We start from the raw sequence: 14,522 nt of genomic DNA on the forward strand, positions 1-14,522 counted from the left end.
TATGGGTTTTAACGATTTGCTCATTTGGGTCAAAACTTCATTAATGTCACAAAAGCTGCGTGCAGGTTTAACCATTGCCGGCTTTGCTACCGGCATGGCCGCGGTAGTATTGATGAACTCGATTGGCGAAAGTTTACGCATGTACGTACTGCAAGAATTTACTCAATTTGGCTCTAATATCATTGCCATAACACCCGGCAAAACAGAAACGTTTGGTATGGGCGGATTATTAAAAACGGTGCGACCATTAACTTTGGCCGACGGCGTGTATTTAAATAAGCAAAAACATATTAACTTTGTGGTACCGGTAGTCGCTGGTAACGCGAAAGTAAAAGCGCATAACCGCGCACGCTATATAGACATTATTGGCGTCAACAGCCACGCCGACAAAGCCTGGAAACTTGATGTTGCGCAAGGTAAGTTTTTACCCAACGATGATTTAAAATCACCACGAAGTTTTGCCGTGCTCGGGGCAACGTTAAAACAAGAGCTGTTTGGCAACTCTATTGCGCTTGGCAAATTTATTCATGTCGGCAGCCAGCGCTTTAAAGTGATTGGCGTATTAGCACAAAAAGGCCAGTTTATGGGGCAAGATCTCGATGATGTGGTGTATATTCCTGCCGCTACGGCATTGCAGTTATTTAATCGTAACAGTCTGATGGAGCTTGATATTTTTTATCAGCCCGGTTTAACCGCGAGCGAAGTGGTGGCACAAATCAAGCCGAAACTGATTAATCGCCATGGCCTTGAAGATTTTACCATTATTACCCAAGACGATATGCTCAGCAGTATGGATAAGATTTTATCCATCATCAAAATGGCAGGATCGGCTTTGGGAATGATTTCATTACTGGTTGGTTCGGTCGGCATTGCTACCATTATGACCATAACAGTAACCGAACGAACCGCAGAAATTGGTTTGTTACGGGCGTTAGGTTTTTCGGAAAATCAGGTAAAACGCTTGTTTTTAACCGAAGCAGTTTGCTTGGCCGTAGTGAGTGGCTTTATTGGCTATTTACTGGTGTTTAGCTTAATGTTGTTGGCTAAATTAGCTCTGCCAACAGTGCCGGTCGATATTAATATTATGGTATTAATTGGCGCGTTATTGGTATCGGCGTTGATCGGCTTAATCGCCGGTATTTATCCGGCAAGAAATGCGTCCCGGCTGACACCAATAGACGCATTAAGAGCCGAATAAACGGTTGCCGAGACTTCAGTCTCGTGTTCGTTTTTCCAAGGTCAACTAAATTAGTGCAACGCCGCCCTAAATGGCAAACTCTCACAGATTCGCGCTTCTTCAATGAGAATTTCTTCTAAACGGGCATAAACTTCCGCTTCGTCAAAATATTCCAGCGCCAGTTCAACAAATAAATTTTTATGCTTTTCTTCCGATTTGGCAATATCGTCATAAAACTTTTTATCTTTGCCTGCCGGTAATGCTTGTGCAATTAAAGAAAAACGCTCATAACCGCGGGCCTCAATTACGCCGGCTATCAACATACGGTCAAGAAATTTGCCATCGCGTGAGTGACGGAACATTTTTCGGATCTCGTTGATATAGGGATCTTTTTCATCATTGGCCAAGATCACACCGCGTTGGGTCATCAGCTTTAACACTTGCTTGAAATGGATCAGCTCTTCCAGTGCCAAGTCGGTCATTGCCCGCACCAGTTTCTGTCGGTCCTGGTAATGAGACAGCATAGACATCGCCATGCCCGACGCTTTCTTTTCGGCGGCGGCGTGGTCTTGTAAGAATGAGTCAAAGTCTTCCAGACAAACATGTGCCCATTCAATTGGAGTGTGGTATTTTAGTTCAAACATCAGGATATAACATTACGCTAATAAAAAATTTTGCTTATTTTACACCGAATTTTAGCTTGGTTATAGTGAAACATCGCAGCAAGGGTAATTCCCTTAATTTAACTGAGCGCATAGCATTGTGTTGAATTCAATATGAAAAGTCCCAGCAACGAAACCAGAGCAGATATGAACACACTTTATATCACCGGCGCAGGCGTCAGCAGCGAAAGTGGTATTCCAACATTTCGCGGTGAAGACGGCTTTTGGACCATAGGCAGCAAAAACTATACCCCGATGGAAATGGCCACCAGAGCGATGTATGAAAACAATCCGGTGGAATTTTTATCCTGGTATTATCACCGCTTCGCCACCTACCGAAACCATGGGCCTAATGATGTGCATGGCTGGTTAAACAACAAGAATTTGATCACCCAAAACATTGACGGTTTAGACGGTAAAGCGGGCAATGAGAACTATATTGCGATCCACGGCCGCCTTGATCAAATGACCCTGTTTCACCACCAAGGCGATGAAGTAGACACCATGCAAACGCCATGGGATGACGTTGATGAAAGCAATTTAACCGAGTCGTTATTAGATATTTTCCAAATCAGCAAGCACAGCCAAACCCCGGTGATTAATCAATCATATAAACCTTATGTATTGCTGTTTGATGAGTTTTATACTGACTTGTATCGCATTACTGAGGCGAAAAATAGAATGATGGCGGCGGAAAAAATGGTGTTTATCGGTACTTCGTTCAGTGTCAACATCACTCAAATGGCGTTAAGGGCCGGCATTAACAATCGTATTCCGATTGAAATTGTCGACCCAAACCCGATTGAATTACCTTACAGCCAAGTAACTTATCATAAAATGAAAGCGAGTGATTACATCAATACCATTCCGTATAGGACTCAATCTTGAGCTTATACCACCAGCATAAGTCTATAGCCAACTGAGGGCTTAAGCAGATTGCTATTACTCAGCATTGTCAGCGTTTTCGTTGACTAAATTTTCTCGGTCAAATTCTAACCAGGCACGGCTTAACGATGCCAACGCGCTATAGAAGCCTTGTTGATCATGTTGTTGCACTTGCTGGGCAAAGCTTTCTACCCAGGTTAACAAATAGTTGTCAATAAAACTCAACTGCTCTGCCCTACTCGCATTACTACACAAATAACTTAAATAGGCGAAAATGACAGCAATATGATCGGCCGGCTCAGGAAAGTCGCTATGTAACTGCATTTCATGCTCAGTCAAAAAGTTCACCATACTCTGGTGGTACTCACCAAACAATTCTGCACTGTCTTTCTCCAGGTACTGCCCGGCATAAGGCGATGCGCTATGCTTACCAGACACTAAAAATAAACCACAGAAATCTGCCGCGAGTTCTAACAGGTCACGTTCGCTTGATAGTGACTTCAGCTTGTCATTTAGCACGCCAATATGGGGCTGAAAACTGTCCTCATTAGCAAGATGTTGTAAAAACACCTGCCCTTGCTCAGACATTAACTCACTAAGGAGGTCGCGCTCAACTTCCTTAGCAAACAACGATGACAACAAGCCATAAAACATCGCTCTGGCTGAATTTATTGAGTTCATATTGTCACCTCTACCGGACCGGAGAAAGAGCTCACCTCTGGTACCTTACCGCGAAATTTTTCATAATCGACCAAACATGTGTAAGCAGAACATGCTTGCGCAAGTTTCGAAGAACCTAAGTCTTGAGTTAGCGTATTTGGATCGCCATAACTACACAAAGCCCCCACTTTCGCACCGCCCTCTTTACTGCCATCTTCTCCCACCGGACCATACCAGGCGCCTTCGTGAATACGGATCACGCCTTTCGGGTAATTCTCTGAGAGTACAGCGCCAGCAAGCAATTGCCCCCTGTCGTTAAACACCCGAACGATATCGCCGTTGTTAATACCACGTTGTTTTGCATCCCCGGGATTCAGGTAAACCGGCTCCCGGCCATTCACTGTGTAAGTATTTCGATATTGTTCTGATTCACACATTTGTGAATGCAGGCGTTTATCAGGATGACAAGATTGCATCCAAACAGGGTGCTTATCGGAGCCAGGTCCGCCATGGCTACGTTCCGTTTTTTCCATCCATATTGGGTGGCCTTTACAATCATCGTATTGGTAACGGTCAATTTTACGACTAAAGATCTCAATCATTCCCGACGGTGTGCCTAACGGGTTAATTTCAGGATCCTCTCTAAAATCAGCGTGACGAGTCCAAAGCTCACCTTCGCCAAAGTGAACATAACCATCGCGCCAAAACTGTTCGAAATCAGGCATTGGAAATTTGCCTTCGTTGGCGCCTTTGCACTCATCATAAAGCTGCTTCAGCCAATCAAGCTCGGTCATGCCGCGAGTGTATTGTTTTTCTTTGCCTAATATGCGGGCGAAACGGCTGAATATTTCATAATCCGACAAGCTATCAAATAATGGCTCAACCATCTTTTGCATCGCCAACAAACCACGATTGGCATAACTGCCATAAACATCAATATCATTGCGTTCCAACGTGGTACATGCTGGCAATACGATGTCTGAGAAACGGCATGTCGCCGTCCAGTTAATGTCGACGGTAACCACACATTCGAGTTTTTGAAATGCGGTTTTCATCCGGTTTCTGTCTTGATGATGATTCCATGGGTTATTACCCGAAAATACCATCATTTTAATGTCCGGATAAGTGACTTTGTCGCCATTAGCGTCAATCACTTTGCCCGGTTCTAAAATAGCGTCAACCCAACGAGCAACCGGAATGGTGCTGCTTGCGCCTTTAAAGTCATGGTTGTCAAAAATCGGTTTTTGACCCTCATCGAGATTTCTTGGAAACGCTCCGGGAGCTGCCGCGCCAGAAGAAGGAACGCCAATACTCGAGTAATGATGACCATAACTGATACCGCCACCTGGCAAGCCAATTTGGCCAATCATTGTCGCTAATACTGCAGCCATCCAGTAAGGTTGTTCACCGTGCTGTTGTCGTTGTATGCACCAACCCATCAGCATTTGGGTGCGCCCTGCCACCATTGTTTTCGCTAAAGAACGGATCACATCGGCTGGCACTGCCGTTATTTTTTCAGCCCATTCGACGGTTTTTGCAATACCGTCATTGGCACCGGTTAAATACGGTACAAATTGTTCAAAGCCTAAGCTATAACCTTCAATGAACGCTTTATCATGCAGATCATTAATATAGAATTCATGAGCAATTGCCAGCATCAGAGCAACGTCGGTTTGTGGGTTAATGTAAATTTTTTCACAAGCTAAATAGTCTTGCGTTTTTGATGCCACAGGGTCGATACTAATGACACGGATTTTCCCCTGTTTCACTTTTTCTTTTAACTGCGCTAAATACTCATAGCTTTCATGGGTTTCCGCGTTCCAGCCAACCTGCAAGTTTTTAAACGGATCATTGGCCCACAGTATAATTGTGTTGGCATTATCCAAAATCAGTGGCCATGAAGTGCCTTGCGCATAGACTTCAGTAGAGCCTAAAATATATGGCAGTATCGTTTGCCCGGCCCCGGTGGAATAATCACCTATTTTTTTAACAAAATTACCATGCATGCCTACCGCTCTTTGCATATGACTGGTACTGGAATGTAATTGCCCAGTTGCCCGCCAGCCGGTTTGTCCGGCATGTAAACCCGATGGTCCGTATTTAGTTTGCACTTGATCCAACGATTCTTTAAACAAGGTTAAAGCTTTATCCCAAGTCACCCGAACAAAGCGAAAATCTCCACGCTGTGTGGTATCACTTTGATGGCCTTTTAACAGAAAGTCTAAACGCACCATAGGGTATCGAACACGTGACGGGTTATACACCAGGCCACGTACGCCGTTGATCATGTCCGTTGGGTATTTATCCAAATCGAACGGTTTTACCTGATCAATAACGCCATTTTTACGCTTAACCTTGAAGGCACCAAAATGAGATCCAGTGGTTAACCAGTCGTCACGGTTTTTTGCCCCAGCTTTAGCCAGAGCCGTTAATGGCGTTAGTATTGAAGCGCTGCTGATAACGGTAAATGATGTTGCCAACATGCCCTTTAAAAAATCTCTTCTCTTCATGATGTCAGGCTCCTATTAATGTTCTTTTTTAACAAACGTTGATGAATGTTGTTGTAAGTATTTTTGAACTAATGCTTGCGTATCTTGATCCATATTGACAAAAGCAATCATCCCCTGGAACATACCTGGCCAGGTGTTGGCATCAAAATGAGCCTCATCCGGCTGGGTATGACAAACACTACAGCTAGATCTAAAGGTATCTCTGGCGTAATCCCATAATGGTTGCTGCTCGGCAATTAAATATTCGGCATCGGTCCAAAGTTGTGTTTCAACGCGTTGCCATTTAAGCCCAGTCATGTCGTCTTCTTTCTCTTCAAAGCCATTGATAATGCCATCCGTTTTCGCCGCATCCTTTGACAATTGTGCGGTCAGCATATTGATGCCAAAATCGTAGTAAATCACCCGACCCGCGCCAATTTTCTTACGCCAGCCTGAAATCGCAATCTTGACTCTGCGGTCTGTGCTTTCCAGAACTTTCACCTTAGTTGCCACATTTAAGGTACCGGCTTCAACATCACCGTTCTCGCTAAAATATAACGGTTTGGTTAAGGCACTATAGTAATCTTGCTGTAGATTAAACGAATTAGGACCTGTCCCCACTTCGGCAATTAACTCTGGCGCCCTGGCTGTGCCCATATCGGGTAACGTATGAGCAATGCCCTTATGACAATCGACGCAACTTTGATCATTCTCTGCCGCTCGTTTCATCTGTTTTTGCGCGAGCTTGGACATGCTATCCCACTTCATTGAGTCGTAGTCATGGCAACCTTTACAGGCCAGAGAATCATCCCGGTCAAAGCGGGCCCATTCCCTTGATGCCATTTCCATGCGTTTGCTTTCAAATTTTGCATCAGTATTCACGGTTTGGAAAAACCAGCCCCAAACGTCACTCGAGGCTTCCATTTTGCGAGCAATTTTACGGCCCCAACTGTGTGGCACGTGACAATCAGGACACGTTGCTCGCACCCCTGAGTGATTTGACCAATGCACGGTTTTTTGTAGCTCTTGATACGGTTTGCTTTCCATGCTGTGACAACTAATACAAAATTCTTCCGTATTGGTCGCCTCGATTGCAGTATTAAAACCGCCCCAAAAAACAACCCCCATAATAAACCCGGCTAAACTGATAGTTCCCAGGGTTAAAAATGTTGCCGGCCGGTTAAGTGTTAGCCAGAGGTTTTTAAGCCATCTCATTTTCGCTTCCTCATTCTTGTTTTATTAAACTGCTGCCAACTTAGTGGCTAACAACGCCACCGAAGGCCTGAATTACCCAAATCACCAGGCCATAAGCACCGATGCCAAATACACTTAACACTGGAAATAACACGACGATAATCAAACCTAATGCTCTTAGTTCGCCGGTTCTTGTTTTCTGTTTTTGTTCCGCTTGTTTTGTCTTCACCTCAAAACTCCTTACCTTTATTAGCATTAATGCCGAAACTTTTTTGATGATTGAAGTGTAAATAGTTAATGTGAATAAGGTTGGCTGTGGCTGTGAACATGATTTAACAAATTGTGAAAAGATATGAACAGAATACCCCTATAAAGGCTTCCAGCCTGCCGGGTATAAACGCTTCTTGCTTCGAGCTAAGAGCTTCGGGCTTCAGGCAGACTTGTTATTGTTACACGATAGGTGAATTCATCAAATACACAGCCCGTGGCCAGTAGCTAGTTGCTAGATGCTAAAAACAATCCCCCTCAAAGGGCTTCCTGCCTGCCGGGTATAAGCACATCCCTGTGCAAAAAAAAGGGTAACCTTTTTTCAGGTTACCCTTTGGCATCTCGGGAAAAATGCCTATTGGCTTGATTGATTTTTCTACAACTACTTTTCTACCACGATTTAAAAGCTTTTACGGACTGCAAAAACAAAGCGTTGATCGAATATTTTTCGCCCCTGCTCATCGCCATAAACTTTGTGAGAGGAGTCAACATCGGTATCGTGATAACGTAAGTCTAAAGTTAAGCCATAAAAGATTTTACTTACCCCTAAATTCCAGTGAGTCCAGCCTTCTGCGCCATCACCGCTTAGCTCTTGATAGCCAACAGAGCCTGAAAGCGTAACATCATTGGCAAAGCTCATGCTTGGATGAACTGCATAGTTAACGCCACTCCAACCATCCACGCCAAACCAGTCGTTTAAGGTTGGGGTGACTTCTAATTCCACTTTTACACCATCGAAATCTTTTGCCACTTTCATCCATAACTCGGTGTAATCCATGTCTTTCACACCCGGGTAGGTGTAATGGAAAACAAAAGCGTTATAGGTAAAACCACTATCACCAAAGCTACCAAATTTTCCGATATAAGGTGCAACTACCGCATAAATATCTGGGGTTGACTCAAACTTATTGGTGGCACTATATAAGCCGGCATAGGTACCACTATCGTGAGTCCAGGTAAAGCTGCCTTTAACCGCAGGGATCTCTCCATCGGCAACTTCTGACTCACCACGAAACACATAATCGCTGGCAATTTCTAACGAGCCACTGAAACTGCCATTAAAAAGTTTCTCCGGTGTTTGTTCAGCACTTGCCACAAACGAAGTTGATAGTACAATTGAAGCAACGAGTAAGTTGTTGACTGCATTCATTAGTTAATACTCCAAGGTTGATATAAATCAGTTCAAAAATTATCTACTGGGCTATTGTATTAAGCAGATGTGAACAGCATTGCAGTAACAAGTGAACACAATGTATAAAAATGTGACATAACTGGGTTACTAATCGCTGAGTGACTACAGAGTAGGAAATTAAAATTGAAAGATAAGCATATTTTGGTCGTCGAAGATGAAGAATTAACTCGCACTAAGCTTGTTGGTTATTTTCAACATGAAGGCTATCAGGTAAGTGAAGCTGCCAGCAAAGCAGAGATGCTCGTGGTATTGGCGAATAATGACATTAACCTTGTCATGCTAGACATTAATTTGCCCGATGAGGATGGCTTGATGATCACCAGAACCTTGCGCAGTCAATCGAGCATAGGGATTATTTTGGTTACTGGCCGAACCGATGATATAGACAAAATTGTTGGCTTGGAAATGGGCGCCGACGATTATGTCACTAAACCCTTTAACTTGCGTGAATTGTTGGTGCGAGTGAGAAACTTGTTATGGCGTATGTCTTTAACTGAGCAGAAAGAAGAAAGTATAAATCATGCCATTGAAGAAGAGGAAGATGACGACTTATTTCGCTTTGGTTCGTGGAGTTTTGACATCCCCAGACGTAAGCTTTGCCAGAACAATGAACAAATGAAACTCACCAAAGCAGAATACGAGATGTTGGTCGCCTTTATTGCCCATCCGGGAAGAGTGTTAACTCGGGACCGGTTATTAAATTTGATCGATCATCGGGTAGAAGCTCCGAATGACCGTACCATAGATGTGTTGGTGCGCCGACTACGCAATAAAATAGAAACCGACCCTAAAAATCCTGAATACTTTATTACCATACACGGTGAAGGGTATTTGTTTGCGGCCAACTTGAGCTAGGGTCTGTTGACCCTAGGGCTTAATGCTATAAACAGGTTTAAAGTAACTCGGCGATAGCGATAGTGCGGTCGGAAATTGCTCAAGGGTTTCCCTGGTTAGCGACAATATTTTAGGCGCCTGATCAGGGCTGATTTTTTTGTTCAATAAATAATCCACAGCCTGATCTATGGCCATTTTACCTTGCAATACCATTTGATCCGAATTGGCCATTAAAATTTTTCCGCGTCGAATACCACGATATACCCCGTGACTTAAATAATGACTTAAAATTTTCGGCCTTGTCGCTATAGGCAAATGCGCAACTTCCGCGATCGCCATTTCGGCCATTACCGCATTACCAGCCAAATAATCCAGACTTTTATATTCAGCCAAGGTGCTACTTAGCAGTGAAAACTGACGAATTTTTTCATTGAGCCCATACTTTATTGCAACCAGTTGCACATCACTATTTTCCAACGAATCCTGTAAGCCGAGCGTAGCTTGTCGGCTGCCTCCACCTTGCTTTGGTCCAGGAAACCAAGCCAGTTTAACTTTATGTTCTGCCGTTGTTTTTGGGTGCTTACGGGCAAGAAACTCACCTAATTTCGCCCCCATTTGATACCATGACACACCCGTTCTGGCGGTTAAACTGACCGTTGATACTTCATTTACCAGAGCAAATAAAGGTGTGTTGTCGTTTAGCGTTTCGAGTTTTTGACTGAGCTTTTCATAATATACCGCCCCAACTAAAATGGCATCCGCCTGCCAATCGAGACATAGCTCAATTTGCCGCCATTGCTCCTGAGCATTTTGATAGCCCCCGGCTTCCAGCACTTTTAATTCAATAGCCCTTTGTTTTGCTCGCTCAGACATGCCAAAATTAATGCTAAGCCAGTAAGAGTCTTTAAGGTGTGGATACACGGCACAAAGGCGTGGCAATTTTTTCGCATCGACATCTGCAGCCCAAACAGGCAGACTAACAAGTAAAGATAGTAGCAAGTACAAAAATTTCACCAACAATTCTCCCTTATAAAGAGTAATAGTAGGAGCTTACATTGCGTTTTCGTCAAAGTATAGGTAACAAGTTACTATTAGCGTTTAGTTTTGTTGCCGGCTTGCTGATATTTATCAGTGTTGTTTCATGGTATAGCTTAAATCTTCTCGCTGATACCGGTGAAAAAATTACTCAACAAACAATGCCGACACTGTCCAGTGCTCGAGAATTAGCAAATATCAGTTTGCAAATAACCCACCGCACAACCTTACTTAAAAATGCCAGTAGTGATCAGCAAAGACAGAAAATCAATGAGCAGTTAACGCATCTTAATTTGGCAATAGAGAAAAAGTTTCAGGCACTCGATCGGCCCGAACAACTGGATCGCAACATCAATCACTTAGTCACATTGAAAAAAAATATCATCACCAATATTACCCAACTCAATGAAAATGCCAAGCAACAAATTTTACAACAGCAGCAGCGAAAAAGTTCATTTAGCCTGGTCGCATCTGCCGTACATAATATATTCCAATTTTCTCAATCTCAGGTAGCCAATGCTTCCACCTTTGCCTTAGTTAAGTTAACAGGTCTCTATGATTTAATTGAACAGCCAACGAATAAAAACCGGGCACAGCAAGATTTAGATCAGATCATCGATGAAGACCTTAATTTGCTAGACAAAATGTCAGCACTAGAACGTCACAGCCTGGAACTTGAACAAATTGCAAACTTGATCTTCAATGCCGAAAAAGTCGAACAACTGCAACAGCTAATAAGTCAAAAAGATCAACACATCGCGATTATTGAGCAACTATCAAACGCGATAACAGACCCTTATCGGCTTGCGCGAGTGAGTTCTTCAATATCGAATCTTGGCGAATTTACTCAGCTGATCAAACAGCAAGATACTCATTTGAAACTTGAGCAAAAGCAAAATCGATTGCACCTGTATATATCAAGCCAGTTGAGTAAGCTAAATCAAGGCATTTTGGCGCTGGTCGAAAAGGAAACTCAGCAGGCTCAACAAACCAGTCATCAACATCAAGAATTAGTGTCGTGGACACTAAACGTTTTCCTGGTGACGGCCATATTATCGTTAATTGTCATCATTGGCGTTATGTGGAAGGTTGTTTACCAAGGGATAGTGTTCAAGCTGTCAAAATACACGCAAGCAATCAAGAAGCTTGCCGAAGGGGATCTGCAAATCAATGTCGAATCTGCTCGCGATGAAGAGTTAAATCAACTGGCATTGGCGCTCGATATTTTCCGTGATAATGCCATTAAAAAACAAACCCTCGAGCAAGAACAAATTGCCATTGCGCGCGAGCTGCGCCTGCATCAAGAAAACCTGGAGCAACTGGTAGTACAAAGAACCGAACAGCTGACACAAACCAATGCAAGACTGAACCAGGAATCTACTGGTCATGCCTTAGCGAAAAAACAGGCTGAAGACGCTAACCGGGCCAAATCGGTATTTCTTGCAAATATGAGTCACGAAATACGTACCCCGATGAATGGCATGATAGGTACGTTAGAGCTGTTATCCGATACCCCTTTATCTGCGCAGCAACAAGCCTATGCTGAAACCATACTGAATTCCGGGGAAAACCTGTTAGACATCCTCAACGATATTCTTGATTACTCAAAAATTGAAGCCGGCCATATTGAAATAAGCAAAGGTGCTGTCGATCTTCAACGTCTTGGTAATGATGTTATCGAGCTAATGCACTCAAGAGCAGATAGCAAAGGTTTAGCACTATCCTTTACGGTCACCGTTGAACAATCTATGTGGGCTTTGGCTGATTTAGGTAAACTCCGCCAAATCGTGATTAATCTGATCAACAACGCGATAAAGTTTACCCGCAAAGGCAGCGTTACTCTTATTATCAACCAGCAACAAAAGCAATTACTCATTAGTGTTAATGATACTGGCTGTGGTATTGCTGATGATAAACAGCAACAAATATTTGAGGCATTTAGCCAAGTCGCTAATTTCAACAGTGCTGCTGGTACCGGACTCGGTTTAGCGATATGTCAGCGTTTGGTAGCAGCAATGCAAGGAGAACTGAGTTTAACCAGCACTCTCGGTCTTGGTAGCTGCTTTACCGTGCAAATTCCTTATGAAGCGGCTCCGCAAGGGTTGGTGACGGAACAAAGAACCTTAAACAATCAAGTCACTGAACAGGCTAAGCATTATCAAGTATTAATCGTTGAAGACAATCCAGTTAACTTGGATGTAGCCTGTGCCTTAATAGAAAAGCTTGGTCATACCGTTATCTCTGCCATCAATGGCACGTCTGCGCTGGAGCTATATTCAACTGAAGATTTTGATTTGGCGTTACTGGATATCAACCTTCCGGATATCGATGGTGTTGAGCTGGCGAAACAATTACGAGTCATGGCTGAAAAAAAGCAAAAAGCATTAAAAACTATTGCCGTTTCCGCACACGTTTTTAAAGAGGATGTGACTAAATTTATTGATTCGGGCTTTGATGGTTTTATAGCAAAACCAGTACAAATGAAACGCTTGAAAGCGACCATAGATAAAGTGATGTCTGTTGGCAGAGCAAAACACCTACAACAAGTACCCAGCCAACAAATACTTAAACAGCAACCGGAAAAAGCCAATACTGCAGCCATCGTTCAACAGCAAGCAGCGATAGGTACTGAGCATGATGGTCTTATCTTTGATAAAGACATTCTACAACAAGATCTCGAATACCTGAGTAAAGACAAAATAATTCATCTGGCACAGTTATTTTGCCAGCAAGCGTTAACAGATTATCGCGACTTTTCCTCGTTAAACGCAAACCAGCAAGAAAACTTACTGCACAAGTTAAAAGGAGCAGCTAGCGCAGTTGGCCTGATAGCTTTACAGCAATTATGTCAAAAACTTGAAACACTCTGTAAAGCCAGGCAGTTAACCGATTCAGAGTTATCAAACTTGCAAACAGTAATGAAGCTGTCGGTGAATAACTTACAAGAGTTCGTCGCAGAGTTATGACCGGTATCCGGAGTTCACTACCCCTAGTAAGGTGATTAATTTGGATTCAATCTTACCGGTCAGTTTAATAAATCCCTTTGCTCTGGATTTATTTATCAACGACTTTTGCCAGCAAAGACTGGCGAATTTCTAATTTATCACTTGTCCAGGTGGTGTCAAAATCATAAAATTGTTTTACTACCAAATCCTCTGCCGATAGGTTTATCCAAGGTTGTTTTGACTCGGTGTAGATATGCACATCTGGCGCCAGCAAATCTGGGTTATCAAGCGTGCCAACACGAATAAATCGGATCAAGTCTTTTATCCCCATCATGTAGTAGTTACTCCAAATGGCCACTTCGCACTTAGGACAGCGAGCAATTTTTTGTCCCCTGCCACTGGGTGACGGAACCATGATTTCGTTAACCTTGCCACTTAGCAGTTCTACCTTGCTGGCTTCAAAGAGCGCATTTAAAGCGAATGACGCCCCCGTTTGACGCTGGCACTGACGACAATGACAACAATGCACAATTAATGGCTCGGAAACAATTTTGTAGCGCACATACCCACATGCACAACCGCCTTCACAATCACCTGTAATTTTGTTCATAATTTTCCCTGCTTGTTATACCGCTTATTATTCCACTGATATAAATTACTATTAGAGCCGATAACAGAAAGATTTTCTGTCAACGGGTAAAACACTCATCGGTAAACGGTCTTACTATCCAATACTACAGTTTAATCGCGCCAGTCTTCATTGAATTTATTAGATTTCCCGATATTACATGGCTGACATAAGATCTGCAGGTTATTCAATTCTAATTGCAAATGCGGGTGAGTTGAGCGCGGCTTAATATGATCAACGTGCAATTGCGCACCGCTTTCCTTCGTAGCTCCACACAAACAACACTTAGCAGGTAAAATGCTAAGTGCCTCAACTCGCAACTCTAACCAGGCCCTGGTTTGATAAAAGTTAAGTTTTTTAGGTGGCTGATAAGGAACTTGCTCGGCACAAGTAAAGTTTTGCGCGGCTGAATCTGGAGAATATAAAATGACATGCCGCAATTGCTTTGTGTCTTTGATTAATAAGTAATGATAAATTGCTTTGTAAGCACCATTTAAGGTTTTATATTGCTTTGCTTTACGCTGCTCGTTATTAAAAAAACTGACATTAAACAT

13 protein-coding genes are annotated in these 14,522 nt (G+C 43.1%); 4 read left to right on the top strand and 9 right to left on the bottom strand.

Annotated elements, in window-relative coordinates; translation table 11 throughout:
• The first annotated feature begins 1 nt into the window (after window position 1).
• On the top strand, window positions 2–1,198 hold the full coding sequence (locus ND16A_RS05400) for an ABC transporter permease (protein ID WP_033078417.1): 1,197 nt from the start codon (window positions 2–4) through the stop codon (window positions 1,196–1,198).
• 50 nt (window positions 1,199–1,248) lie between these two features.
• On the opposite strand, the gene ND16A_RS05395 is transcribed toward ND16A_RS05400, so the two are convergent.
• Window positions 1,249–1,821: a tRNA-(ms[2]io[6]A)-hydroxylase gene (locus tag ND16A_RS05395; RefSeq protein ID WP_033078418.1), complete on the bottom strand. Its 573-nt coding sequence runs from the start codon at window positions 1,819–1,821 to the stop codon at window positions 1,249–1,251.
• 165 nt (window positions 1,822–1,986) lie between these two features.
• On the opposite strand from ND16A_RS05395, the gene ND16A_RS05390 reads away from it, so the two are divergent.
• The gene (locus tag ND16A_RS05390) at window positions 1,987–2,727 is read left to right on the top strand and encodes an SIR2 family NAD-dependent protein deacylase (protein WP_033078443.1); all 741 of its coding nucleotides are present in this window, start codon (window positions 1,987–1,989) and stop codon (window positions 2,725–2,727) included.
• 54 nt (window positions 2,728–2,781) lie between these two features.
• Here ND16A_RS05390 and torD read toward each other — a convergent pair whose 3' ends face one another.
• From torD to ND16A_RS05365, 5 genes are all read right to left on the bottom strand, one after another.
• A complete protein-coding gene (torD, locus tag ND16A_RS05385; RefSeq protein WP_033078419.1) occupies window positions 2,782–3,405 on the bottom strand; it encodes a molecular chaperone TorD in 624 nt (207 codons plus the stop codon).
• Window positions 3,402–5,894, bottom strand: coding sequence for a trimethylamine-N-oxide reductase TorA (torA, locus tag ND16A_RS05380; protein ID WP_033078420.1), 2,493 nt, complete (start codon window positions 5,892–5,894; stop codon window positions 3,402–3,404). The genes torD and torA overlap by 4 nt, the downstream gene beginning before the upstream one ends.
• A 15-nt stretch (window positions 5,895–5,909) precedes the next feature.
• Entirely contained in the window at window positions 5,910–7,088 is a 1,179-nt protein-coding gene (torC, locus tag ND16A_RS05375) for a pentaheme c-type cytochrome TorC (protein ID WP_033078421.1), read from the bottom strand.
• Window positions 7,089–7,128: 40 nt separating this feature from the next.
• Window positions 7,129–7,296 carry a periplasmic nitrate reductase, NapE protein gene (locus ND16A_RS05370; RefSeq protein WP_235282173.1) on the bottom strand — a complete coding sequence of 56 codons (168 nt, stop codon included), beginning with the start codon at window positions 7,294–7,296 and terminating at the stop codon, window positions 7,129–7,131.
• Window positions 7,297–7,734: 438 nt separating this feature from the next.
• The gene (locus tag ND16A_RS05365) at window positions 7,735–8,484 is read right to left on the bottom strand and encodes a TorF family putative porin (protein ID WP_033078423.1); all 750 of its coding nucleotides are present in this window, start codon (window positions 8,482–8,484) and stop codon (window positions 7,735–7,737) included.
• A gap of 165 nt (window positions 8,485–8,649) precedes the next feature.
• Between ND16A_RS05365 and torR the strand changes: the two genes are divergently transcribed.
• Window positions 8,650–9,381 (top strand): two-component system response regulator TorR, encoded by a 732-nt coding sequence (torR, locus tag ND16A_RS05360; RefSeq protein ID WP_033078424.1) that lies wholly within the window; start codon window positions 8,650–8,652, stop codon window positions 9,379–9,381.
• A 12-nt stretch (window positions 9,382–9,393) separates the two neighbouring features.
• Here torR and torT read toward each other — a convergent pair whose 3' ends face one another.
• Window positions 9,394–10,374 (bottom strand): TMAO reductase system periplasmic protein TorT, encoded by a 981-nt coding sequence (gene torT / locus ND16A_RS05355; protein ID WP_235282175.1) that lies wholly within the window; start codon window positions 10,372–10,374, stop codon window positions 9,394–9,396.
• A 41-nt stretch (window positions 10,375–10,415) separates the two neighbouring features.
• Here torT and torS point away from each other — a divergent pair, with 41 nt between their 5' ends.
• Window positions 10,416–13,361 (top strand): TMAO reductase system sensor histidine kinase/response regulator TorS, encoded by a 2,946-nt coding sequence (torS, locus tag ND16A_RS05350; RefSeq protein WP_033078426.1) that lies wholly within the window; start codon window positions 10,416–10,418, stop codon window positions 13,359–13,361.
• A gap of 88 nt (window positions 13,362–13,449) precedes the next feature.
• On the opposite strand, the gene ND16A_RS05345 is transcribed toward torS, so the two are convergent.
• Both ND16A_RS05345 and ND16A_RS20350 read right to left on the bottom strand, forming a co-directional pair.
• On the bottom strand, window positions 13,450–13,950 hold the full coding sequence (locus ND16A_RS05345; protein WP_033078427.1) for a GFA family protein: 501 nt from the start codon (window positions 13,948–13,950) through the stop codon (window positions 13,450–13,452).
• A gap of 131 nt (window positions 13,951–14,081) precedes the next feature.
• Complete coding sequence (locus ND16A_RS20350) at window positions 14,082–14,522, bottom strand: HNH endonuclease (protein WP_052073205.1); 441 nt, start codon at window positions 14,520–14,522, stop codon at window positions 14,082–14,084.

This window comes from Thalassotalea sp. ND16A (assembly GCF_000764205.1).
Taxonomy (GTDB): Bacteria; Pseudomonadota; Gammaproteobacteria; order Enterobacterales; family Alteromonadaceae; genus Thalassotalea_A.